This is a genomic window from Streptomyces sp. NPDC037242 (genome assembly GCF_055604165.1).
Genome location: NZ_JBVJUY010000023.1, coordinates 93,101 through 116,349 on the forward strand (window position 1 = coordinate 93,101; position 23,249 = coordinate 116,349).

Genomic DNA, 23,249 nt, shown 5'->3' on the forward strand with positions numbered 1-23,249 from the left:
GCAGCGGGCGCTGGCGCTCTACGAGGGTCTCGGTGACCGGCTCGGACGGGCGAACGCGCTCCACGAGCTGGGATGCGTGCGGCTGGCGACTGGGGAGTACGAGCAGGCTGACGGCTACCAGCAGCGGGCCCTGGCGCTATATGAGGACCTCGGCACCCCGCTCGGAGAGGCAAATGCGCTCCATGAGCTGGGATGCGTGCGGCTGGCGACTGGGGAGTACGAGCAGGCTGCCGGACTCCACGAACGGGCCCTGGCCATCTTCGATCGCCTCGGCGATCGGCGGGGGCAGGCCGAGGTACTGAACAGCATGGGTGCGCTTCTGGCCAGCACCGCCGGACCGCAGGTGGCGCTCGCCTCGTACCGGCGGGCACTGAAGCTGGCGCGTGAAGTTCAGAGTCCGCTGGATGAGGCACGGGCGCTCGATGGCGCGGCCCACTGCCTCGTCCGGAGCGGCGACTCCCAGGCTGCGTTGACCGCGCTCCGCCAAGCAGTCGGCATTTTCCGGCGCATCGGCGCGGCTGAGGCGAAGTCAGCCGCCGCGAATCTCAGCGCCTTGGAGGCCGACGACGTCGGTCGCCCCACGAGTGCCGAGGAATCGACCGACTGGACGGCCAGCACGTCCGACCTGCCCCGACCTGCCGAGCCTATGGACTGATCAATGCTGTTTGCGGCTGGTGTCGATTCTGCTGGCCCATTCGGTCACGCGGCGAGGGAGAGGTCGAGGCGCGGTCGACTCAGGCACCTTCGGCCGCGCGTTCGACTGCGTCGACGTCCCGCACCCCGCTTCCTGGCCGACGAGGCCCGCAGCGCGGGATCCGCCATGGCCGACCGGACCGCGTGGCGGATCTGCCGGGACAACCGCTGGTGGAGCGTGTTCGGCAAGAAGCGTGGCAGGAGCAAGAAGGCCGGCCCACCGGTGCACGACGATCTCGTTCGCCGCGACTTCACCGTGACCGGCCCGAACCGGCTGTGGCTCACCGACATCACCGAACACACCACCGGCGAGGGGGAAGCCGTATCTCTGCGCGATCAAGGACGTCTTCAGCAAGCGGATCGTGGGCTACTCCATCGACACGCGCATGAAGTCCCGCCTGGCCGTCGCGGCCCTGGACAACGCCGTGCCCCGGCGTGAGCACGTCGCCGGATGCATCCTGCACAGCGACCGCGGATCGCAGGGCGGATTCAACCGGTCCCGGAAATTCCTCCGGGCGCTCGACCGGCACCGGATGGCCAGATCGATAGGCAGGGTCGGGGCTGCCGGTGACAACGCAGCCATGGGAGTCCTTCTTCAGCCTGCTGCAGAAGAACGTCCTCGACCGCCGGACGTGGGCCACCCGTCAGGAACTGCGGATCGCGATCGTCACCTGGATCGAGAGGACCTATCACCGACGCCGCAGGCAAGCCTCGCTCGGCAGGCTGACCCCCGTCGAACTCGAGACCGTCATGACGACACAGGCCCTTCAGGCCGCGTGACCGAACCTGTCACCCGAACCTGCATCAGCCCCGTCCGTTCCCAGCCCGGCCAGCTGCACAGATGCGCGTGGTTCCCGCCCAGAATTTCCAGATCCTCATAGTCCACTGCCCACGCACCCTCCTGGCCGGCTTCGGGAAACCCGACGCACAGGAAGTCACCGAGGACCAGGGACGGACAAGTGTCGCCAAGCCGCGCCCGCCCCATGGGCACGGGTAGGTAGGGACCAGGGCTGCAGGGCACCCGCGGTCGCGGGGACGGCCGTGAGAGAGTGAGCACGTCAGACGCGTACTTGCTTGAGTCAGCCTCAGCAGGCGCGCACCGACTGGAGGGAAGACGGGCGCGGTGTACCTCACGAGGGTCCAGCTGACCAATATCAAGGGCTTCGGCAGGCGGCGCTCAGTGGACCTGACGCTGCCCGGCCAGGGCGGCTGGACCGTTGTCGCAGGACGCAACAGTTCCGGGAAGTCGACGCTGCTGCAGGCCATCGCCTTGGCATTGGGCGGGCCTTCGGTTGCCCGCGGTCTGGTCGCGGACTTTGGTGGCTGGGTGTCGGCGCGCGCCCAATCGGGTTCGGTCGAGGTGCACGTGGCACACGATTCGGCAGCCGACGCATTCGTCAGGCCGGGCCGTAGACCGGCCGGTGCCCTGGCGCTGCGTATGGACTGGACACGTCCTGATCCGGCTCATCTCCGTCAGGTAGGAGAACCGCGACCGATCCTGTCGACTCCCGACAACGAGCGTGCCTCGCGCGGGCCCTGGGCAGACAACACGCGTGGTTGGCTCTGCGCCGGCTACGGTCCGTTCAGACGGCTGGTGGGCGGTTCCGGCGAAGCACAGCGGGTGATGCTCGCCCAAGGCCCTGCCAGCCGCATGGCCACCTTGTTCCATGAGGACGCCTCTCTGGCTGAAGGCGTTTCCTGGCTGATCGACCTCCGCCTACGGCAGCTTGAGAAACAGCCCGGTGCAGGGGACCTGCTGAGATCCGTTCTCAAGCTGCTCGGCGACGGACTCCTGCCCGACGGGTTCCAGATCAAGCGGGTCACGTCGGACGGAGTATGGGTCACGAGTCGTGGCCGCAAAGGCCCGGACTATCCACTCCGCGAGATGAGCGATGGCTACCGGACGGTCGCCGCGCTGGTGCTGGACATCGTCCGACAGATTCACGCCGTCTACGGAGCCGTCGAGGTCGAGCCGCGCGAGGGCGGCGGGGTTGCGGTGACGGCGCCTGGCGTGGTGCTGATCGACGAGGTGGACGCCCACCTGCACGTGACTTGGCAGCGCAAGATCGGCACCTGGTTGCGGGAGCATTTCCCCAACATCCAGTTCATCGTCTCCAGCCACAGCCCGTACATCTGCCAGGCCGCCGACGAAGGCGGCCTGATCAGATTGCCCGGGCCGAACGAGGACGGCCCGGCAGAGGTGGTGGACGAGGACCTGTACCGGCGCATCGTCTACGGCAGCGGCGAGGACGCCGTGCTCTCCGAGCTGTTCGGCTTGGAGACGCCGTACTCGGACCGTGCCGAGGAGAAGCGGAAGCAGCTCGTCGTACTCGAGCGGCTCATCTACGCAGGAAAGGCAGATGAGAGGCAAGTCCGCGACTACCAGCAGCTGACTGAGCTTCTCACCAGTTCCCTCGAAACCCGCGTAGCCGAGGTGGCGGCCCGTCTGGGCGGCGAGCAGTGATCCCCATCCACCGCACACCCGCTCCGACGAAGACCCAACAGCTCCTCGCGAAGCGGACGACGACGATCACTGCGGCGCCGGAGACGGAGCGGTACGCCACCGCGGTCGCCCAGTGGCGCGATGCCGACGCGCCGAAGAGGCACGTCAGGGGGCTGCTCAAGGAGATGGCGTCCGGGATCGAGCGGTGCATGTACTGCGAGGACAGCCTGGGCACGGACATCGACCACTTCCAGCCCATCGCCGACGACCCGCTGCGCACCTTCGACTGGCCGAACCACCTGCTCGCCTGCGCGCACTGCAACAGCAACTCCAAGGGCCACAAGTACCCGCGTGATACTTCCGGCGCGTGCCTGCTCGTCGACCCGACCTCCGAGGACCCTGCATCCCACCTGGTCCTCTTCCTCGCGTCAGGGGAATACCAGGCGCTGACGCCGAAGGGACGGGAGTCGATCGAAGTGTTCGGACTCAACCGCCAGCCACTGGTCAGAGGCCGGAAGGCGGCCTTCATCACTGCGAAGAACCTCCTCTCCAGCTGGTACGAGCACCGGCGGGCAGGGCGCAGTGAGCAGGCACGAGAGATCGTCGAGGCCATAGCCGAGTCGCCGTTCTCAGGAGTGGTCCGCGCCATCGTGACGTTGCCCGGTCCTGCGGCGCTGGCGGTCATGGGCGCCGGTATCCTCCCCGCGGTCGACGAATGGCGCCGGTACGCGGCGCATTGAAGGGTCGGTCGGGGGGGGCCGCGACATGTGATGCTTCCAGTCGGTCTGCGCCGGAGTCGACGGAAGTGCTTCGGAGACACCTGCCGCACCCATAGAGTGCCTGGTCATTGACTCTGCTCCCCGCGCCTGCGGGGATGACCCCTCGGGGATCTCCCTGATTGCCGCGGCCGGCGTCTGCTCCCCGCGCCGGCGGGGATGCCCCCCCCGCTGCATCGGGCCTGCTGTCCGCGTCCGCGGGGATGAACCCCCGTCGCGGCGCGCCAGGTTCGCACATTTATTCGAACACGTGGTGAGATTGGGCCATGGCCCGATCCCTCCCCGCCGACCTGATCGAAACCCAGGCCGCCTGGCACCGCACCTACACCGCCCTGGCCCGGCTGCCCATCGGCGCCAGCACCACGGCCCACCGCCGCCGCCTGATCGCGCTCGCCTGCAAAATCGCCGCCCACCCGTACTGGGCGCAGCCCGGTATCTCATCCGCGATGCGCGTCGACCTGCTCCGCCACGCACGGGCCGGCCAGTGGGGAACGACCGCTTGAGGGCGGCCCGTACTACCGCCCTGAGCGGAGGCCACGCGAATCCATCTGACAGCTGCGAGCCCACTCCGGCCTTTGGTCACGTACTCGTCCCGGGCCGCGGTGAACTCAGAAGGTCGCAGCCCGTACAACCCCACCGCCACCGACTCCACATCCAGGCCCGGAAGTCTCCCGCCCCCGCTACGGGTCGGCCGACACTCCGCAGGACCCCGCGCGTCGGCCAGTGCGATCACCTCTACGGCTGCAGCCCGGTTCCATCGAACCGGGGCGCGTCCTCGACGGCCGCGTCCAGGCGCAGGCACACGTAGCGGATCGGATGGCGCCATACGCCACCCCTGTTCCGTGAGCCCGCGGAGCTGGCCAGAGCGCAGGCCGAGCGGTTCGCTGCAGCCGGGCGTCACCGCGCGGCCGTGACGTGGCTGCGCCGCTCCCTGGTATGGCAGGAGACCACCACGCCCGCAACGCGGTACTCCACCGGGCCGGCCTTCCCAGTGCACTTGCGCGCTCCGGTGAGGTGGACGAGGCGGCACACCACATAGCGCGGCCGACCCAACCGCCTGGCTGCACCAGTTCAAGAGACTCCGAATCCGCTACGAACGCCGGCCCGACCTCCATCAGGGCCTGCTCGAACTCACCTGCAGCATCATCTGCCCTCCGACGCCTCCGTAGATCCTTCTGAAACGATCAGTTAAGCCTGCACGCGATTCACATTCCGGGGAACCCAGGGGAAAGGCACGTCAGGCCATCGCACGGCAGCCCACAACTCGACATCGATGGCAAGGACTGCATCGATGAACGCCTGCGGCGGCTTATACCTATGTGCCTCGCTGTAGTGGCCGACCAGGAACGGGGCAGCGTAGGCAACTCCAGGTGAACCCGGGACGCGAATCTCTCCGTTGCCTCTCTGGGAGGCTTCCGGCGGACACATGCCGCACTCGTACACCCCTGGGTAGACGTTGACGCGCTGAATATTTTGGAGAACCCTCAACTTCTCGGTGAAGGACACGGGGACCGGACCAACTGGATACGGCCGGTCCACCTCCAGCCAACCAATGTTGAGACGCCTATACGTAGGACGGAAACTGAGACCCCATCCGCCTGACGGCCGGTCATAGAACGAGTCGTCGCTCAGGTAGTCATACTCAGTGAGATCTTCGTAGAACATCGCCCACCGTTCCTCGAAGCACATACTCGGATACCACAACTGTCGCTCTCGCCGGCCACCTGCCGACAACTAGGCCGTCAGCCATCTCACGGCCTGTCGGTCATCCCAGACGGCGTTTGAGATCTGACATGGGACGATCGGCCGGTGACTCGACTCGTGAACCGTGACCGCTGCCTTGAGGAACTTGAGCGCGACCGATGGCCTGCCCGGTCGGGCAGCGAAACCCGGCTGATGGCAACTGTGCGTGAGCTTCGGCGCAAGCCGATCGGTGGCCTGTCGGTCGAAGACATGCGGCTGCTGATCAGCCAGGACATGGGCCTCGCCCATCTCCTGCCCCTGGCGGTGGAGGTGCTTCGGGTCGACCCACTGACTGAAGGCGACATGTACGAGGGTGATCTGCTGGCCGCCGTGCTCACCAGGAGTCCCGTTGTCTGGAGTGAGTCACCCGAACTCGAGCGGGAGCCGCCTGATCGTCTCGGAGCTGGACAACCTGCCGCCCGTTCTCAAACCTGCGGTCGATGGGTTCCTGGCTCTGTAGCTCGCCGCCAATGGCCTCCGCCGGCTTGGGGCCGGGGCAGGCTGTCTACGAGGATCGCCGCACGAGGGGGCGTCGGCCGAGGCGCGTAGCCCACCCCGAACACCGCTCACGCTGAGCTCAACGAACACCCCTGAACAACGAGACAGGGCAGATGTCAAACACGATGTCAGACCGGAGGCAACCCAGCACCAGTTGGGCAGCTCCTGGACGTGCTGCCCAGATGCGAGTTCCTCATTGTTTTACCTCCGATGTGGGAATGATTCTTCTATCGGCTCACGAAGCTTCAGGGGCCACCCATCCGACCAGCCAAGAATTTTCTATCTCCTCAGCCACCGCCGGGAAACGTGCTGCTTCGCAGACCATCTGATTGATGGCGAGCATTCCGCATGCAGTTCGTGCGCGGTTTCGATTTTGATGGACCTGGAGAATCGCCTGACATGTGGATCGCCGACCCAGGATTAAATTTGACCGTCGAGTTCGTGACGCGTTTTCAAGGTCGGCAGCCTCGCCGCCAAATGACAGACTGACGGCATTCCGAATACCCCTCGGAACTGCCGCGCCTTCCACGTGTCGATAGTGGGCTTCTGGCGGTGTCCGCCAGTCCGGGAAAGCGTTCCGGAAGCCGACTATCTGAAAATCCGAACCCCGCATGAGAAATTCCACAAATAGGCCACCTGCGTGGAGTCGGAGGGGAAGATATTTTTCCGACTCTCCGCAACATTCGGCCCCGCAATGGTTCGCGTTACGTGCTTCGATGAACCTAGCGCGGATTGTCGATATCAGGCGCCGGTACGCTTCGGATGAGGCTTTTTTCGCGTCGAAGGTAACGGGTTCCAGCGTCGTGCACATCAAGAGGCAGGAGTTGACGTACACGACGTTCCCTCCGCCTGTGAATGTCGAGCTTGATCTCCTTGGGCACTATGTATAGCCGACCGTTTGTGTGCTGGCGGGCGGTTGTTCTGTAATGCCAAACACTCTCCTGCGTATTGTTCGAATATGACATGACGGCAACTTTGATAAGACGCCGTCGTCTAGGCTCGGACCGGGGTGTGCGGTGCCTGGCGGAGGCACGAGGAGGCACCTCCACCCCGCCGCATCTCGTGGCTTCTACTACGGAGGAGCTTGCGACTATCCCTGCCACCGCCGTGCTCCCCGGGCCCTCAGTGGCCGCCTGAGATGCCATACGCGGGGGTGCGGAGTCCTCCTCCGAGTCGCAGGGCCCGGCCGGCGACCCTGGTCGACGCCCCTGAGTTGCCGTTCCCGCCCTTGGTGCCGACTGAGGGCCTCGGGCGCCGTAGGAAGGAAAAGGAAGAGGCAGGACCAGCCGTGCGTGACACGCCGACTCGGCTGGACCGCGCGTTCATCACCAGGAATCCCCACCAAGAGGTGCACACAGTGAACCCCCACAACGGTGAGCTACCGAAAATCCCCATTCCACGGGCCGAGGATCTCCTAGACGCGATCCCGTCTCTCGTTGACCAGATCATCGGGATACTGGCCGAGCGTCAGAGCGATAAGCCGGCAGGGCTCGCGCAGCAGCGGGGAGAGCAGAAGAGGCAGGCGGTGGAGCGGTCGCTCGCCATGGCTCTTGGTGCCGTGGCAGGGTCGCTCCGCCGGGCAGGCGAGGCTGCACCTCTCAGCGGGCTCGAGGGGCGGGCGGGTGGTGATGACGGGACTGGAGGGATCGCGCAGCGCCTGCTCGAAGCGATTCTCAACGAGCAGCGGGCGTCCGAGGTCGAGCTCGACGCCCTCAGCCGACGGGCAGGCTGGGCGTCGTTGCCGCGGCGCGTCCAGCCGGTAGCGCTGGCGTCGGCGCAGCTGTCTCTGCGCGGTCTGCCGCTGAACGCGCTGTGGGGCTCGGCCCCCGGCCGTGAGGGGTGCGGGCTGGTGCTGGACCCGTCCCCGCGAGCCCAGAGCGCCTTGCTCACTTCGCTGCGCGGGCAGTGCGCCGCCATCGGGCCAGTGGTACCGCTGGAGAGCGCCGGTGCCGCCATGCGCTGGACGCGCAGCCTGCTGGATCTGTCGCTGGAGAGTGGCGGGCGTAGGGCCGGGGTGGTCTGCGTCGACGACCATCTGGCGGCGCTGCTACTGGTCCAGGACAAGCAGTTGTCCCGCGCTCTGACGCAGCGTTGGCTTCAGCCACTGGAAGGCATGACGCCGCAGCGCCGGGAGCGGCTGAGCGCAACGTTACTCGCGTGGCTGCAGCACGGCAGCGCCCGGCAGGCGGCAAAGGTGCTCAACGTACATCCGCAGACCGTGCGGTACCGCATGCGGCAGGCCGAGAACGTCTTTGGGAATGTCCTGCACGACGGGCGCTCACGGTTGGAGCTGGAGCTGGCCCTGCGATATCAGGAACTGGTCGAGCGGTCGGGGGAGGGCCGTGTCTCGGTTTGGACCCCTACCGCCCGTCTTGCGAGTGATCGCGATGTGAACGCGCGGGTCAACGGCGTCTGAGCCGGGCAGGGCCGACCGAACGGACGGACGTCCGATTGCCGAGTCAGGTGCTGCTTTTGGCTGCTTTCTTTTGGACTTGCTGACGGAATGGAAGGCGCGATCTCAGCCGCGTATCGACGCGTTTGGCATGAGACGCATTCCAGTGTTCAACTACCCTTCGAGGTCGACTACTTGCGGGTAACCACCATCCGGACAGACAGGCGTGACAATGGAAGCGCTGCACCCCCTCGCGGCTTTACGAGCCTCAGAAGGGCTCTCTCACCCGGCGTACGCGCGGCTCGTGGCCAAGACTCATGCCGTCCTGGGCTACGGCCACATGGCCGCGCGCCGGGAGAAGATCTCGCGGTGGGAATCGGGACGGGCCACGCCGGAGCTCACCGCGCAGCTGGCCATGGCACACATACACCAAGTCCCCGAGGACGCGATCCGCAGGCTGGGCTGGCCCAACTGGCTCAACGTAGCCGTCGGGAGCCCGGCTCAGGCCACGCAGCCGTGGACGGAGGCAACCGCTGTCAGCGCACTGCGCGTTGCCGATTCCCAAGGACCGCCGCGCTCTCCCTCCGCGTTGGTGGCCACTGGCAGATACTCCACCGATCTGACCACAGGGTGGCTGGCGGCCAGCGATGCGGTCGGCCGAGGGCCGAGGGCGCCTCTGGGCACATCCAATAGCGCACTGTCCCGGGAAACCACCTGGATCGAGGCACGGCTGGAAGGGCTTGAAGAGGGGGCCCTAAAGATCGCCCCGTCGCTCGTCCTCCCAGCGGCCCGCGGCGAATTACGGCTGGTGACCGTGCTTTTAGGTTCGGCTAGTGATGACAGTGCAACGGCCATGAGACTGTTCCACTTGGCGGCGCGGGCAGCGGACCTGTGCGCGAACCTCAGCTTCGTCCTGGCGGAGACCGCGCAGGCGGAGATGTACATCATCGCCGCGGTCCGCAACGCCACCGCGGCGAAGGCCGCCAACTGGGCGTCTGCCAGCATGAGTGGCCTGGCCTTGTTCCACGCCGAATACGGCGATCCCCGCGACGCCCTGCGATTTATCCAGGCTGCCAAGGCGGTGGCCATACGGCCCACGCAGCGTCACCAGAGGCTGCTGTACCTACGGGAGGCCCTCATCCAGGCCCGGCTCGGCGACGGCCGCGCGAGCCGGCTCGCCCTCGACGACGCGACGGGCACGCTGTTTGCGAGCCCGGACGAGAGCGAAGATCCGGCGCTGGACAGTTGGCTGAGCGATGTGGACGAGGAGTGGCTGACCATCCGGGCCGGCATGGTGCTGCTGAGGCTGGGTCAGGCTGAGGCCGCCGTCGAGCACTTTTCAGCGCTGCTGGCCCAGGGGCCATCGTGGCGTCGTCGTACGCATCCCACAACAGGGCTCGAATTGCTGGAGGCGGCCGATGCCCTGTTGGCTGTCGGTGACATCGAGGGCGCTGTTTCGGCCGTTCGCCGGGCGGCGGAGATCAACGGGACGCTGCCGCGGGGCTACGTGCACCGGGTGAGGGGCCGCTTCGCCAAGTATTTGCCCCACCCGGAGGTCCGGGACCTGCTCGCGCTGGTCTCGAGCCACGCGCCGACTTGAGGGCGCCGCCGCGGCTGGCGTCAGAAAGGGGATCCTATGCCGAGCACGGCATTCATCCCTCTATGCGCAGCGCCAGAGCGGGGCAGCGCCGGACCGCCTTGAGCGCGTCCGGGACGGCTTTTGGGCGCAGCGGCATCCTGGCTGAGAGGGGGTAGCCGTCCGGACCGAGCTGCACCACGCCGGGCAGGACGTCGACGCACAGGCCGTGGGCCCGGCACAGGGTCCAGTCAACGAGGAGGCTCTGGCTCTCCTCCTCTGTCGTCAAGGGAAGGACTCCGAGGGTTTCGCGGCCGCAGCCGCCTCGGAGGATGTGCTCCGCCACGTCCTCCGGGAAGGTGGAGAATGCTGAGGCCACGAACTTGGAGGTGCCGTCGGGGTGACTGCACGCGCCCCGGCCCCTCACTCCTTTGACGTGTGCGTATGCTGCGTCGTACGCGGCTTGCCCGCCGCCCGCGGCCAGGGATTCGAGTTCATCCGCCAGCCCCGCCAGGCCCCATACACACGGCCCGCACTGCTGGGCAGACTCCTCGGCCATCCACCGGGCCACCCGCGCCGCCTCACCGAGGGGGCAGGTGTCCGCCGGGATCGGCAGCACTGCTCCTGCCCCCAGGGTGGCGCCCAGCGCCGCCAGGGAGTCGCGCGAGATGAGGGCGTTCTGCGCGGCCTGTGGACTGAGCCACATGCCGTGGTAGCCGCCGACCAGGACACCCTGGCCGATCGACATCCCGCACATCTCCAGGATGTAGTTGAGCGGGGCTCCCGTCGGGACCTCCACCACCAGGGCGCCAGAGATGGTGAGCAGGACCGTGCCCGGCTCCTTGGGCAGGCCAGTCTTGCGATATACGTCAGCCCCCAGCCGCGCGGCCACGGCCAGCTGGGTGAACGTCTCGGTATTGGAGAACAGAGTCGGCATGCCGTACAGGCCCCGTTCGCTCGTACGCACCTTGCGCCCGAGCGGCAGCGTGGGGCCGTTGCTGAGACCGCGGGTCATGGCGGTGCTCTCGCCGGTCACGAACCGCTCGGGCAGCCGCTCCACCCGCAGTTCAGTCGTCGATGGGCCCCGCTCGGCGAGGGCCTGTTGCACGGATTCCTCGACGTCGGCGCGGGTGACGCCTATCACGACCTCCTCCGCTCCGATTGCGGCCGCCGCCAGTTCCGCCCCGTCCAGGACGAGGTGCGGGGTGCGCAGCAGCAGCGCGGTGTCCTTGAGACAGCTCGGTTCGCCCTCACTCCCGTTGACGATGACTGCGGTCCCGCCGTCACTGCCGGCGCTGCCTTTCACCACGGCCTGGAGTTTGCGGGCGAAGGGGAACCCGGCTCCACCGCGGCCGCGTAGCGAGATGGCGTCCGCGAGGTCGATGAGCTCGTTGGCCCGCATGAGCCGCAGCGGCCCGTGAACGGCGAGATGCCGGTCACGGTCCAGGCGTTCCGCGTTTTCCAGGCCGGCCAACAGCGTCGCGGGCCCGAATGACGTGACGTCAGGCCTTACTTGGCTCACGTTGACGGCCTCTCGAAGGTCAGGCGAGCGACGGCTTGGCGTTCTGAGGCCGTCGGCTCTGCGGACTGGGCGGGAGGGGTGGCCTGGGAAGGTGCACGGCCGGCTGCCGGCGGGGGCGTCGTGGTACGGGGGCGCGCCTGACTCTGGCTGTCAAGAGCGTTCCTCTCACGGATCTTCACGAGCAGGGTGACGGCGACCGCGGCCACTGCGCCCACATAGGCGAGTGTGATGACCTCCGACGCTTCCCGCCCGGATTTCAGGCCGTGCAGCAGAGCCGCACCCCAGGCGAGATAGGCCGACATGTGCAGGCCTCGCCACGTGCGCGAGCCTGTGGTGGAGGTGAAGCGGCTGCGGGCCGCTCCGGTGATCGCGACGCCCAGAAAGCCGTAGCCGGCGAGTGTGCCGAGGCCGATCAAGACGGGCTGGGAGGCGTCCGTGAAAGGCACGACGGCCGCGGACGGCAGCACACTGCTACGGGCGACCTTGATCCAGATGTGCAGCACGAGGAAGCCTAGACCGGCGACGGCCAGGACCCGGTGTACCCGCTGGGTCCACAACCGGTGCTCGGGGTACAGGAGCTTGCGGTCCGTGGCGGTCAGGCCCCACATCACTGCACCGGTGAGGGACAGCAGCGCAAGTACCCCTGCACCGAAGTCGAGGAACCCCTGCAGCGGGGGCACCGCCAAGATCGCGGTGGCGGCAGCCGCCGCCAGTACGAGGCCTGCGAGGATCCTCATCGATACCTTGCGCGCCGTGCCTCGATAGGGGGAGGCGAGGTTTTCCTCCGCCGGTGCCGTGCGCCGGGTGGTCTCTCTGCGGCGCGGCTTGCGCTGGGCAGGGGGCATGGGGTCCGCCGTTCGTCATAGTGTCGTGGGAAGGCTGGCCGTTCAGCTGGCGCCCGTGGGGTGAGGCGTATGGGGTGAGTCATGGGCGGCACCGTCCTCGACCCGCCCCCTGAGTCTGCTGGCCAGTGCCTGAAGATCCGCGTCCGGATGCGAGACCACTACCACCCACCGCTTGCCCACGACATACGTACCTCCGTAGGCCTGGGCAGCCTCCAGCCATGCCGCCTTTCCGTCATCGTCGGGGAAGCTCATGACGCGGTAGTGGTGGTGTTCTTCGGTGCACGCCTGTTCGCGGATCTCGGTGTCCTGCGTGACCGTGGTCGGCCGGCAGCCGAGTGCGGCGGCCAGAAAGTCGCCGGGATCATCGGGTGCGTCGGCCGACCCGCCGGGCAGGACCACGAGCGGCAGGACAAGTGCCAGCGAACACAGCAACGCATGCGGTAGGCGTCGCACGACAGCCCTATGTACGGGCCATGCCACCGTCGGGCCGCACGGCCCACCAGCAGCCGTCACGTCCCTGGCCCGCGATGGAACCGGAGCTGGAGTCGCCCTCAAAGAGGAAGAGGGGCTCACCGTTGATGACGAGCTGCAACGTCTCGTCCTCGAGACGCCGCGTGTTGACCAGACGGCTGTCGATGCCGGCGAACGACGGCACCAGTCCCCGGACGCGCGCCGGGCTCCACCCCCTCAGGCATTCACCGCGGCACTTCGTCTGGTCGCGTCCGCCGCCATTGCTGTAGAGCGTGCGTCCGCGAGAGTCCACGACGATCTGCCCGATCACGGGTTGGACGATGACCCTCACCTCCGTGTCCTGATCCCGGTCCTGCTCCCTGCTCTGACCGTCGCGCCCTGACCTCTCTCCGCTCCGCTCGTTCTGCCTCTCCTGCTGATGGCTGCCCCCTTCTTTGCCGCTCCCGCCCGCGGCAGGGCCCTGACCGCCACCTCCGGCAAGGCTGGCCCGCTTGCCGTCGGGGGCTATCGCGCCCCAATTGGGCACCGTCTGCCCTTTGGTCTCACCGGGGGACGTGTCCAGCGAGTAGCGGTAGACGGGCCAGCCGCCGATGGTCAGCTGTTTCGATCCGTCCGTGCGCGTCACTTCGCCCAGGGCCTTGGCCTCGATACCGGCCGGTGCCTGGGATCCTGCCGGAACCGGCGGCCAGGTCTGTGCGCAGGGGCCGTCGCAGTTCGACTTGGGGCCCTTCGGGTCATCCTTCTCGAACCGGTAGAGGGTAAGTCCTCCCGAGCCCGTGACAACGGGCCCGAGCGCCGCGTCCTGCCGCACGAGGAGTGTCTCCGGTCCGCCGGCTGCAGGAGAAGCTCCCGGAGCCGGCGGAATGGCAGGAGGTAAGGCGGGCAGGTTGCCTCCGGTGCTGTCGTTCGCGGCGAGGGGAGTCTGCGGCGGCCCGTCCTCGCTGCCGCACCCTGTGACCAGGAGGAGCAGGGATGCTGACAGTGCGGGCAGGATCGTCTTGAGACGATGGTGACGTGTGGGCATGGGCGACTGGCTCCTTCGATCTGAGCGGAAGGGGAAGCGCGTATCTGGGTGATCGATCGTCCGGGCGGATCAGCGGGGGCAGCCGCGGCCGGTGTTGATGCAGTTGACCGCCTGGCTCATCTGGTTCGCCGACATCACGTTGATGAAGTCGCCATGGTCCGTGACCGGCTGGTGCAGCTGCTCGGGAAAGCTGTCGATTGCGAAGAAGCTGTTGGGCGGAAGAGCGTAGGTGATGCGCTGCGTCAGCTTCGGGATGGCTTTGAAGCCATTCCGGCAATTGCCTGCAGCGTCAGGGAAGGCGACGTGGCTGCGATGATTGGCGCTGTCCGTGTTGTTCCCGTCCCAGCAGCTGGGGAATTGCAGTGACCGGACCACATCGGAACCCGCGGGACAGCTGGGGTATTTTTTCTCCAGCTGACGATTTTCGAAACCCGTGCAACTCCACGAGGCGTTAGCGTCTTTGGCGTTTCCGGCGAAGGCCTTGGCGTCGCCTGTGAGCATGCGCAGGAAGCGCGGCATGCCGGTGACCTTTCCGGCGGGGTTTCCCTCGTAGGTCAGTGTCACGGCGGAGGGGGTGAGGATCCGGCCGATGTTCAGATCCTGGCCGCCGCCGGGCGCGTTCGCGTCGCGTTCACGTGACCCGTCCAAGAGGCGCAGGACAGGCCAGTAGTGCGTGGACTTGTCGCCGTTCTGGCAGGTGGTGCCGGCGGCCTGGAGGCTGGAGTTCACGGACTGGGCATCGGTCGACAGGTTGCCCACGTAGTCGTGCATGTGGTGGGCTCCGTTCTTGACTCCTGGAGCGACGATGACGTTGTCTGGGTTGAAGTGACCGTTCTCATTGCGCCCGCAGTTCACGGTGAAGACTCCCGTTGAGGCGTCGCGCTGGGGCTGCGGCTGATCGTTTTCCGGGGCCACTTGGGTGATGTCTGCGAAATCACTCCGGGACAGCCCCTTCCCCTGCCGGTCGCTGGCGCCCCCTTGCCGGTTGCCTTGCTGAGCTAGTGCGACGACATCTTGATCCGCCTTGAAGACCTTCAACGTGCAGGCCGCCAGGCTTTGGAGCTCGGGAGCGGTGGGTGCGACCTGCCTGATCGCCTCCTCCATACGGGCGAGACTCTGTCGGCGCTGCTGCTCTAGATCGGCGAGTACGGCGGTGGCGTCCTCAGGATTCGACGACGTGTCTTGCATCCTTTGGAGCTTTTTGAATGCGCTGTCCTGCTGTACGTCGATCAGCGCGGTGTTTTCGTCGACCGCGCGCTGTGCTGTCGCGGGGACCGTGCTCAGAGTGTCCGTCAGGGAGGGGCAGGCGATCGTAGTGGAGGTCGCGGCCTTCGCCGATGAGTCGGAGCTCCCTGCGAACAGGGAGAGCGACACGACGGCTCCGGTGGCCGCGAGTGCCAGGGCAGAGGAGAGGATCACTCCCCTTCCTGGCTGAAAACCTGTGCGGCGTCGACGCCTCATTCTCTTCTCCTCACCTGGTGCCCTGTGCTGCTTTCACTCCAGAAAAACAATTCAGAGACTCAAGGAATTTTTCACCCGCCATCGGGAGGGTAGAACGGGCGTCCTGTCGCGGGTGTGAATTTGTTTCATCCGGACAAGGTGAATCCGCGCTTTTATTCGGCTCGGTATGACGGGGGTGGGTCGACGAGCGTGCGTACCCAGATCTCGCAGGCCAAGGTGAGAGGCAGCAGGAGTCCTGAGAGCCTTTGCGGACCGTCCGTGTCGCGTGCCACGGTGGCCAGCCGGCCGCGGTCCACCAGGCCCATGGCGGCCAGGCGCGTGTCGCCGTCCACGAGCCGGTTGATGTAACGGGTCGAAGGCGTACGAACTCGGCGCCCGGAAGCATCCGTGCCAGGTGAAGCGGCGGCGATGGGCGCGACGTCCTGCATGGCGGCGGCCAGCAGTGGTGTGCCTCGGAAGGGGCTGATCCGCTCCTCGGCGCGGGTAGCCAGGGCAGCCTCCACCACGTGCCGGTCGGCATACGGATACTCAATCTGCAGGCCGGCCAGCGCAGCGGCCTCGGCATGCGCTCTCATCGTGTGGGCCGCCGCTCGCAGGCTTGCCAGGGCGCCGTGCTGATGTGGCCTCTCATGCGCGGGAGCGCCAGTGGACGCGGCTCGGTGGACCGCGTCGGCGAGGATGTCCCGCGCGGTGTCGCTCAGCCACGCCGGGATGTACGGACCTGCCTCCCAGCCTCCCTTGCGGCCGGCTGTCAGACAGTGGGCCAGCCAGCTGCTGTACGAGCCCGCGGTGTCCGCCTGGGCGAGGATCCGGGTCCGCGGGATGCTGGCCAGAGCTGCCCAGCCCGTGACGTGACGCCGGGCGGTGACGCGGTCCCGGCGCCGTGCTTGGAGCAGATAGGAAAGGGGAGCTGAGGCAGCCTCGTGGCTGCCCCCGTCTGAGAGGACCAGCCGCACACCATCCGACACAGCCTGCCGCCACCAGTAGAGGGACCATCCCGCATGAAGCAGCGTCGGGGCGGGACAGTCGAGCACCTGGGGCAAGTCGGGGCTGATGAGGATCGGAGGATGGGTCGTCGTGAAGGGGTGCGCCGCTGCGCGCGGTGCACCCCGCGTCCATGGTTCGTGCCCGGGGCTGGTGTCCAGCGTCTGAGTCAGGGGCACTACGTGCACGTGCTCCGCGTACTCGCGGGCCAAAGCTGCCAGCGCTGCGGCCGTGGTCCGGTCGGGGGACTCGCAGCCAACGACGCGCTCGCGCCCCATCCGCAGGAAGACGGCGCTGCGCAGCGCATCCCGCATCACGGGAGCGGCATCGGCCAGCGGCCTCTCGTCGTCGGGTACTTCCCACCATGAGGTCGTCGTGGCCCGCTCGTCCCGGATACGCACGAAACTGCCAGGGGGCACGGCGCTCACCCCTGCGTAGGGAGTCGTACCGCCTTCGGCCAGAGCCATGGGCGGTGCGGGACCGAGGAGCCGGAGCGCGAGGTGGGCCGGGTCGGGTTGGACCCCTCCGAAGAGGTGGGCCAGCAGCCGGGCGTGGCTCGCGGCGAGCGCGCCGCCGCGAGCCTGTCGGGTATAGACCGGTCGCAGCCCGGTGACGTCTCCGCTTACCCAGGTGTCCGCGCCGTGCGCGAGGAGCGCGTAGTAACTGCCCGGGAAGTTCATCATTGCGACGATCGAGGGCTGCGCCGACGCCATCGTCTCTTTCAGATCTTCTTCCGAGACGGCCTGGGTTCCGATGACGGCGGCCGTCATGCCGGGGCGGTGCAGGAAGGTCACGGCGCCTGCCGCCCGGCCGATGACCCAGGGCAGACCGTCGTGATAGGCGAGGACTTGCGCCTGCGGGTCCAGGGCCTTGGCTTGTGCGGTGGTCCGCTGCGCAGCCTCCGGGCTACGGGGAAGCACGGCAAACCAGTCACCGGGCAGCACGATGGCGCCGCCACTGTGCGTGCTGATGTCCCGCCAAGAAGCTGTTCCGGTCGGGCACGAGGGCTCCATTCTTGGTCCCTGAGGTCAGGGCGGTGCGGAGGTATGGGGCGCTGGGCATGGGGATCGGTCGGTCTATGCCGCTACCGTGCCGCGAAGCGGCGGCTGACCGTCTCGTAGACTGCTTCGGCTTCGGGCCCAAGGCGCGGTCCCGCCAGCCACGTGGACGGGTCCGGTCCGATTGAGGTGTTGGAGACCAGCGCGACCTCGCCCGTCGCGTTGCGATACACCCAGCCGCCCCCCGACGAGCCGCCGGTCATGGTGCAGCCGATGCGGTACATCGTCGGCTGGGTCGGCTCGATGGAAAGGCGCCCGGCCCGGTCGAGGCAGCGGAACATTCGGTTGCCGTCGAAGGGCTTGGCCGCCGGGTAGCCCCATGCTCCGAGGGTGCCGATGGCGTTGGCGAGCGGGGCATCGAAGTCGACGGGCAGCGCCGAGCCCACGGCTTCCTCCAGCGACCGCGACTGGCCTGGTCCCGGCTTGACGTGCAGGACCGCAAAGTCGAACGGCGCCCCTGCGCCGCCCTCCGATGCCCCGGTCTGGATCCACTGCTGCGAGGTCTGTGCCCAGTCTGCCCACCACGTGCCGAAGGGAAGCGTCCTGGAGGCCGCTTGCGGCGTGGTGAAGTCGAAGGTGCGCACTGGGGCGCCGAGGTCGTTGAAGTCGGGAACGAAAACGATATTCCTGAACCAGCCGCCCTTGGCGCCTGCGTGCACGCAGTGCCCTGCGGTCCAGACGAGATTCGAGCGGCCGGGGCGACCGGGATCGCGTACGACAGTTCCCGAACAGACAGACGGTCCCTGCGGGCTGTCGAAGAAGATCTTCCCCGAGGAGGCGGCGTTCTGACGGTACGGAGTGCGCTCGGGCACAGCGTTGACGGGAGCGGGTTCGGGGTCGGATATGCCCTGGTCCTCGATGCCAAGGGGCACGCTCCTGCGTACGCCCGTGGCCTGGAGCATGCGCCCCGCGTCCCAGAGCCCGTCGATCACGGGGTTGACGAAGTCGGCCGCTTCCCGGAGCCACCGGCCCGGGTCCCAGTCCGACCACCCGCCGGCCTTCCAGCGCTCCAGGTCGGCCTCCGAGGTCCCCGCCGCCACATCTGACCTCCCCTCCGAGGGGTCCGAGCGGCCGCAGCCGGTGCCGATCAGTGCGAGAACCACGAGGAGGACGGCGGCCAACGGTCGTCTGCGGACGGATGGCATGGGCGGGGCTCCTTCGGGTCGGTGATATCTGGTTCTCTCGGCGCGGCAGGGACCCGGTGGGGCAGGGGGACGCGGGCAGGGATCTATCCGGGTTGCCGCCCCCAAGGCGCCGGGTAGCCCCGTGCTACGGGGTTGGCTCCGGGCGTTCGCCGATCCGGGGGAAGACCGGCTGGCAGGGCCGGGGCAAGTGCACCGGGCCCCGGGCCAGCGGCGGGCGTCCGGTCCACCGGTTGGCTCCGGCCGGCCACCGAGGCGGCGACATGTTCCAACTGGTTTCCCCCCTCCGGCCGGCTGATGAGTTCGAGCGCTCGGCGCGGGGCCATGCCCTCGGCAAGGAGGTAGCAACGCGTCCCCGTGGCAGCGGCACTGTTCGCGGCGATCACTGCACCGTTCGGCTCGGGCCAGTCGCGCGGGTCCTCCACCCGCCCGGGAGCCGCGAGGACGATGGCCCACGACTCACCGCGGGCGTCCGACACGTACCGTTCGAGGCTGCCGACCGGCAGCCCGTCGGCCGGCTGGCTCCAGTCGTCCTCCGGATCCCAATTGGCCGCGAGGGCAGGGCGGGCCCGGTACAAGGAGGCTCGATCAGGGAAGTAGGGAGGCGGTGCCGATGCCCGCGCAAGGCTGCCGGTCAACCAGGCGGCGTACAGCGGATCCACCGTGGCGTACCAGACGGCGAAGGACTCGGTCGCGGCCATCTGACGGAACACGTGGTCACAGCGGGCGGCCAGCTCGGTGAGGTGGCCGGCCAGCGAGGGCATCCGCGGCGCGGCTGCGGCAGCCCGTTCGACACAGACCGCGGCTTCCGCCCGGACACAGCACGCGGCATGTGCCCATGCGACCACGTCGATGCAGGCCGACTGAGGGTACGGCCGGATACCGGCGCTGGGGGACGGGGCTGCGTTCTGGATGGTTTCGGCGAGGAGGTTGGCGCCGTGGCGCACCCCCGCCCCGCATGATTGGAAGAGGGGGAACGCGATCGCATGGCGGTCGTCGATGGCGCGCGCGACACATTCCTGCAGGCTCTCGGCGAGATGGACGAGTTGCTTGACGTGGTAGAGCCAGTACAGGGAGTCGGAGATCCGGGGCCCGCTCCCGATACCCGCGCCCCCGGGCGCCCTCCGCACGGACGCGGGAGAGGGAAGCCGCCGGGCCAGCTCTGGTTCCGAGCTGCCGCGAATGAGGTCAGCCGCGGAAAGGCCGGTCGATTCATTGATGCTGGGAGGAGGCAGCTCGCCATGCATGACCCGGGGCTTCCGTCCGGTTCATCGGGCGAGGGCATCAAAATTCACCTTCCCCGTCTTCTCGAGAATTTGCATGTGGTCGAGCACGATGGCATTCGCCCGGTCCGCTAGCGCACGGACGAGTTTGTTCTGCGTCTTGCTCCGGGTCTCGGCAACCAGCGGGAATACCTTGCCGTGCGCGCTGCGGAGCAGGTCGGTAAAAGCCTGGTCGAATTTTTCGCCCTGGGCCGACTTCATCTGTGCGAGCCAGCCCTTCTGCTGCTCGTTGGGCTCGTTGGGCAGCGGCACCCGGAGAGCCTGGGCCACCTGGATGACGTCGCGATCGAGCACCGAGTGCCCATCAATGAGGTGCATCCCAGCCTCCCGTACAGAGGCGTTGCGGCTCTTCGTCTGCGTCATGGTCCCCGAGGGCAGCTCCCACAATCCCGCCAGCCGGACCTTCACCATGAAGTCCCGGTCAGCCGGAGTGAGCGGCCCGGAGGCCGTGTTGACGACACCGCGTCCGTCGTCGGCGGGCTCGGACACGACGCCGAAGCCCTCGCGGGCCTCGGCAAACGGCACGACGGGATAGACCAGGGCGCCAACGGTCGCCGCCAGGCCCAGAAGCACGCCCGCGGTCACGAGCGGTCGGGCCAGTGCCTGCTCGCGGCCGTTGGTGATCGGCTCGCCTGGTCCCCTGGCTGTCGTTCTGCGGGGTCCGCCTCTGCGGCCTAAGAACGCCACCGGTTCCTCCTCATGCGGTGTGGCGAGTGGGGATATGCAGGTGGTGCGATGTGCGGATGGTGCGCCCCTTCGTTTCTCGCCCTGCCTCGGGGCGCACCACGGCGCGCGGCATGGACCCGCCAGGGGGAGGCAGGGATGCTCGACGTGCCGCTGTGGCCGATTCGGTAGCTGGCCTCCGGACCCCACAGCCGCCTCTCCCCAGGGCTGGGAGAAGTCAGCAAGCCAATTCGGAGGTGGCGCCTCCGTAACCCCGGCCGGCACGGCGGGGGCTGATCTCGAACCAAGTGACCCTGCCCAACTGGTCGGGGCGCCTGCCCCATGCCGTGGCCAGGGCGTTCAACAGCATCAGGCTGCGGCCTGCCTCTGCCTCCGGTCCTTCCGGGGGTGTCAGTGCGTCGGACAGGGGGTCGCTGTCGCTGACCTCCACGCGGACCCGCTTTCCGGTCCAGCGAATCGTCACGATGCATGGCGTGCCGGTGCGCAGGACGGCTGGTGCGATCACTTCCCCCGCCAGGAGACCCAGCCATGAGATCGACTCCTCGTCGAGGGGATAGCCTTTGGCGCGAACGATTTGGACAACTCGCCTCCTGCTACGGCTCACCTCCTTCTCGCTGGCCTGCACTCGGAGTGCAAAGGAATAGTCTTCAAATTCTCGTTGCGTCATCAGCACGTGCCTCTCGAATCGCTTCTCTGACGCACTGAACTCGCGAAGTCCGGTGGGTACCGCGACCAACGCCTCGACTCTCACCCCTTCAGGGAGGGCATGTAAAGCTTTTTGTAACTCATTTGAGTATGCGTAATCGTTCGAAGCACAAGGCACGGCAGGGCACCCCTGTTGACCTGGCGCCGTACGGCTGGCCCCTGTAAGAATCGCGTCACCCAGCCCGTTCCCGCCCACGCGAACTAGCTCACCCCGCCCGGGCCCCCACACGCGCGCCTCCACGAGACGCGCCCATTCCCCGTCGGAGCCAGCCGTGCCGCCGCCTGCAGAGATTCCCGGTCCGTTCTGCCCGCCCTATCCGGCCGCCCGCACATGAAACGTTCCTTCGGGCCCGGAGCCAGGAGCCACGTCGAAACCCCGTACGGATGCCTCCACCACCCACGGCCAGGTCCCCGTCTCACCGTTTCGGCCCGCCTTGTCGTCTTCCGACTGCGGCGACGGGCACTGATCCTGCTGGGCGGGCCGCGTGAGCCGTAGGCATGCACTCCACCCGGATCTATCAAGGAAGCCCTGATGCGTTCGCCGACCCATCACACTCGCAGCTCGCCAGCCATCTCGGACACCGCGCTGTCGGCGCAGGTCCGGCGTGGCCGCGCCGACAGCTTCCGCCTCATCTACCGAAGGCACTACCCAGCGGTCCACAGCTACGCCCTGACCTGTACCCGAACGCCACTGGACGCCTTCGAACTGACCAGCCAGGCCTTCACTCAGGTGTTGCAGGGGCTGATCAGCGGAGATCTCCAAGCCGACAGTCTCAACGGTGCCATGCGGCTACGGCTCCTCGAGCTCGTGCGCGGCGTGGCGATCCAGAAGTGCGTGCGGGACGGAGAGGGCTTCTCCCCACAGTTCAGACAATGGGTCGCCAGCGGGGCCTGCTGGTCCATGGACGACGTGGGGCATCTCGTCAACGCCTGGAAGAACGCGCCCCACGAGGCGCGGTGTCTGCTGTGGCATGTGCTGGTCGAGCGCGACGAGCCGGTGAGCGTTTCCCGGCTGACAGGGATTCCCGAAGCCCGAATGGTCACAGCCCGTATCGGTGCCCTGGCCGCCGTGAGGTACGGCAGGGCCACGCTGCATCTGGCTCAGATGCAGCTGACTACCCAGTGCCGGGAGACGATCGAGCGCCTCCTGACTCAGCCTGAGGACCCGTCAGCCCTGCAGCACTGCTACGCCTGCGCCAACTGTTTCGAGGTGTACCAGGACCTGGTGCACCTCGAGCGTCGCCTGGAGGCGCAACTGCCGCTGGCGCTCCTGGGGTGGTGGCCCGTCCTCGAATATCTCAACCTCAAGGCGGCCATCCCCGTGCCACTGACCGACCCGCCGTTCCTGGACCGGGCGGTCAGGCAGGCACGTGCACTGGCGGACGTTCCGGACGGTTGGTCCCTGGGCCGGGTCGCCGCTCTAGCCCCGCGTCCCCTGATGGCCGCTGGGACCTTCGCGGTCGGTGCCGGGCTCGGAGCGATCGCCAACTGGATGATGGCGATGCCGAGCCTGTAGTCGCAACGCCGCGAGACTCCGTCGCGAACTCTCCTGGCTGAGCCGCCGTCCGGGGATTCGGGTACCTCGGCCAAGAGCGGTATGACCGGACTCCGGACGCCCACCGCCGGGGCTTCTCGGACGCCTCCCGGACCCGACCAATCCCGCCGACACCCACTTCCGCACCCGGCCGGGGCGGCTTCGCGCTTGCCCCATCCCTCCGCCCGCACATCCGAGCGAGGACCCCCACACGTGACGCGCCTTAGAGAAGTGAAACCCGCGAGACGCTGCAGGCTCCCACAGCTCGCCCACCTGGTTCCTTGGTGCTGCAACCTGGTTGGGCTCAGCAACGAAACGCGCGGTGCGCAGTCGCTGCGAACTCCACCAGGCGGCCGGCACGTCTGCCACCGGACGGAGCCGCCCATAGCCGTCTACCGTTCCCCCGCGGGCGGCT

The 23,249-nt window shown here is 67.7% G+C and carries 20 protein-coding genes and 1 pseudogene; 9 read left to right on the plus strand and 12 right to left on the minus strand.

Going from position 1 to position 23,249, the window contains the following annotated elements:
- The 5 genes and pseudogenes from ACZ7GJ_RS25605 to ACZ7GJ_RS25625 all read left to right on the plus strand — a co-directional run.
- The coding region (locus ACZ7GJ_RS25605) for a tetratricopeptide repeat protein (protein ID WP_470755046.1) at positions 1-655 on the plus strand (655 nt) is incomplete at its 5' end.
- A gap of 126 nt (positions 656-781) precedes the next feature.
- A pseudogene (locus tag ACZ7GJ_RS25610) lies at positions 782-1,473 on the plus strand (IS3 family transposase); the annotation flags it as partial.
- Positions 1,474-1,816: 343 nt separating this feature from the next.
- Positions 1,817-3,157, plus strand: coding sequence for an AAA family ATPase (locus ACZ7GJ_RS25615; protein ID WP_470755048.1), 1,341 nt, complete (start codon positions 1,817-1,819; stop codon positions 3,155-3,157).
- Positions 3,154-3,876 (plus strand): HNH endonuclease family protein, encoded by a 723-nt coding sequence (locus ACZ7GJ_RS25620; RefSeq protein WP_470755050.1) that lies wholly within the window; start codon positions 3,154-3,156, stop codon positions 3,874-3,876. The genes ACZ7GJ_RS25615 and ACZ7GJ_RS25620 overlap by 4 nt, the downstream gene beginning before the upstream one ends.
- Before the next feature lie 302 nt (positions 3,877-4,178).
- On the plus strand, positions 4,179-4,415 hold the full coding sequence (locus ACZ7GJ_RS25625) for a hypothetical protein (protein WP_470755052.1): 237 nt from the start codon (positions 4,179-4,181) through the stop codon (positions 4,413-4,415).
- A gap of 685 nt (positions 4,416-5,100) precedes the next feature.
- On the opposite strand, the gene ACZ7GJ_RS25630 is transcribed toward ACZ7GJ_RS25625, so the two are convergent.
- Positions 5,101-5,577: a DUF7919 family protein gene (locus tag ACZ7GJ_RS25630; protein WP_470755054.1), complete on the minus strand. Its 477-nt coding sequence runs from the start codon at positions 5,575-5,577 to the stop codon at positions 5,101-5,103.
- A gap of 231 nt (positions 5,578-5,808) precedes the next feature.
- Between ACZ7GJ_RS25630 and ACZ7GJ_RS25635 the strand changes: the two genes are divergently transcribed.
- Complete coding sequence (locus ACZ7GJ_RS25635; protein ID WP_470755127.1) at positions 5,809-6,204, plus strand: contact-dependent growth inhibition system immunity protein; 396 nt, start codon at positions 5,809-5,811, stop codon at positions 6,202-6,204.
- Between the two features lie 184 nt (positions 6,205-6,388).
- Here the strand turns inward: ACZ7GJ_RS25635 and ACZ7GJ_RS25640 are convergent, their stop codons facing one another.
- Positions 6,389-6,964, minus strand: a complete 576-nt coding sequence (locus ACZ7GJ_RS25640; RefSeq protein ID WP_470755129.1) for a ribosome-inactivating family protein — start codon at positions 6,962-6,964, stop codon at positions 6,389-6,391.
- 477 nt (positions 6,965-7,441) lie between these two features.
- Between ACZ7GJ_RS25640 and ACZ7GJ_RS25645 the strand changes: the two genes are divergently transcribed.
- On the plus strand, positions 7,442-8,569 hold the full coding sequence (locus ACZ7GJ_RS25645) for a helix-turn-helix domain-containing protein (protein ID WP_470755056.1): 1,128 nt from the start codon (positions 7,442-7,444) through the stop codon (positions 8,567-8,569).
- Positions 8,570-8,849: 280 nt separating this feature from the next.
- Positions 8,850-10,145 (plus strand): hypothetical protein, encoded by a 1,296-nt coding sequence (locus ACZ7GJ_RS25650; RefSeq protein ID WP_470755058.1) that lies wholly within the window; start codon positions 8,850-8,852, stop codon positions 10,143-10,145.
- 52 nt (positions 10,146-10,197) lie between these two features.
- On the opposite strand, the gene ACZ7GJ_RS25655 is transcribed toward ACZ7GJ_RS25650, so the two are convergent.
- The 10 genes from ACZ7GJ_RS25655 to ACZ7GJ_RS25700 form a co-directional block, all read right to left on the minus strand.
- Positions 10,198-11,523 carry an NADH-ubiquinone oxidoreductase-F iron-sulfur binding region domain-containing protein gene (locus ACZ7GJ_RS25655; protein WP_470755060.1) on the minus strand — a complete coding sequence of 442 codons (1,326 nt, stop codon included), beginning with the start codon at positions 11,521-11,523 and terminating at the stop codon, positions 10,198-10,200.
- 116 nt (positions 11,524-11,639) lie between these two features.
- Positions 11,640-12,380, minus strand: coding sequence for a hypothetical protein (locus ACZ7GJ_RS25660; protein WP_470755062.1), 741 nt, complete (start codon positions 12,378-12,380; stop codon positions 11,640-11,642).
- Between the two features lie 150 nt (positions 12,381-12,530).
- Complete coding sequence (locus ACZ7GJ_RS25665; RefSeq protein WP_470755064.1) at positions 12,531-12,887, minus strand: hypothetical protein; 357 nt, start codon at positions 12,885-12,887, stop codon at positions 12,531-12,533.
- Between the two features lie 61 nt (positions 12,888-12,948).
- Positions 12,949-13,983: an SCO0930 family lipoprotein gene (locus ACZ7GJ_RS25670; protein WP_470755066.1), complete on the minus strand. Its 1,035-nt coding sequence runs from the start codon at positions 13,981-13,983 to the stop codon at positions 12,949-12,951.
- A 69-nt stretch (positions 13,984-14,052) separates the two neighbouring features.
- Positions 14,053-15,444 carry a DUF1996 domain-containing protein gene (locus tag ACZ7GJ_RS25675; RefSeq protein ID WP_470755068.1) on the minus strand — a complete coding sequence of 464 codons (1,392 nt, stop codon included), beginning with the start codon at positions 15,442-15,444 and terminating at the stop codon, positions 14,053-14,055.
- Between the two features lie 152 nt (positions 15,445-15,596).
- Entirely contained in the window at positions 15,597-17,372 is a 1,776-nt protein-coding gene (locus ACZ7GJ_RS25680) for an asparagine synthase-related protein (protein ID WP_470755069.1), read from the minus strand.
- A gap of 140 nt (positions 17,373-17,512) precedes the next feature.
- Positions 17,513-18,631 (minus strand): trypsin-like serine peptidase, encoded by a 1,119-nt coding sequence (locus tag ACZ7GJ_RS25685; RefSeq protein ID WP_470755071.1) that lies wholly within the window; start codon positions 18,629-18,631, stop codon positions 17,513-17,515.
- Positions 18,632-18,714: 83 nt separating this feature from the next.
- On the minus strand, positions 18,715-19,875 hold the full coding sequence (locus tag ACZ7GJ_RS25690; RefSeq protein ID WP_470755073.1) for a hypothetical protein: 1,161 nt from the start codon (positions 19,873-19,875) through the stop codon (positions 18,715-18,717).
- 21 nt (positions 19,876-19,896) lie between these two features.
- Complete coding sequence (locus ACZ7GJ_RS25695; RefSeq protein WP_470755075.1) at positions 19,897-20,598, minus strand: DUF4142 domain-containing protein; 702 nt, start codon at positions 20,596-20,598, stop codon at positions 19,897-19,899.
- A 214-nt stretch (positions 20,599-20,812) separates the two neighbouring features.
- The gene (locus ACZ7GJ_RS25700) at positions 20,813-21,331 is read right to left on the minus strand and encodes an ATP-binding protein (protein WP_470755077.1); all 519 of its coding nucleotides are present in this window, start codon (positions 21,329-21,331) and stop codon (positions 20,813-20,815) included.
- Positions 21,332-21,832: 501 nt separating this feature from the next.
- Here ACZ7GJ_RS25700 and ACZ7GJ_RS25705 point away from each other — a divergent pair.
- Positions 21,833-22,816, plus strand: coding sequence for an RNA polymerase sigma factor (locus ACZ7GJ_RS25705; RefSeq protein WP_470755079.1), 984 nt, complete (start codon positions 21,833-21,835; stop codon positions 22,814-22,816).
- Positions 22,817-23,249 lie beyond the last annotated feature (433 nt).

Excerpts from the sequence above, each read along its gene's own strand:
- ACZ7GJ_RS25660 (WP_470755062.1), bottom strand. The coding sequence starts at position 12,380 with ATGAGGATCCTCGCAGGCCTCGTACTGGCGGCGGCTGCCGCCACCGCG.
- ACZ7GJ_RS25640 (WP_470755129.1), bottom strand. The coding sequence starts at position 6,964 with ATGTGCACGACGCTGGAACCCGTTACCTTCGACGCGAAAAAAGCCTCA.
- ACZ7GJ_RS25655 (WP_470755060.1), bottom strand. The coding sequence starts at position 11,523 with ATGCGGGCCAACGAGCTCATCGACCTCGCGGACGCCATCTCGCTACGC.
- ACZ7GJ_RS25670 (WP_470755066.1), bottom strand. The coding sequence starts at position 13,983 with ATGCCCACACGTCACCATCGTCTCAAGACGATCCTGCCCGCACTGTCA.
- ACZ7GJ_RS25635 (WP_470755127.1), top strand. The coding sequence starts at position 5,809 with ATGGCAACTGTGCGTGAGCTTCGGCGCAAGCCGATCGGTGGCCTGTCG.
- ACZ7GJ_RS25625 (WP_470755052.1), top strand. The coding sequence starts at position 4,179 with ATGGCCCGATCCCTCCCCGCCGACCTGATCGAAACCCAGGCCGCCTGG.
- ACZ7GJ_RS25690 (WP_470755073.1), bottom strand. The coding sequence starts at position 19,875 with ATGCATGGCGAGCTGCCTCCTCCCAGCATCAATGAATCGACCGGCCTT.
- ACZ7GJ_RS25675 (WP_470755068.1), bottom strand. The coding sequence starts at position 15,444 with ATGAGGCGTCGACGCCGCACAGGTTTTCAGCCAGGAAGGGGAGTGATC.
- ACZ7GJ_RS25685 (WP_470755071.1), bottom strand. The coding sequence starts at position 18,631 with ATGCCATCCGTCCGCAGACGACCGTTGGCCGCCGTCCTCCTCGTGGTT.
- ACZ7GJ_RS25705 (WP_470755079.1), top strand. The coding sequence starts at position 21,833 with ATGCGTTCGCCGACCCATCACACTCGCAGCTCGCCAGCCATCTCGGAC.
- ACZ7GJ_RS25630 (WP_470755054.1), bottom strand. The coding sequence starts at position 5,577 with ATGTTCTACGAAGATCTCACTGAGTATGACTACCTGAGCGACGACTCG.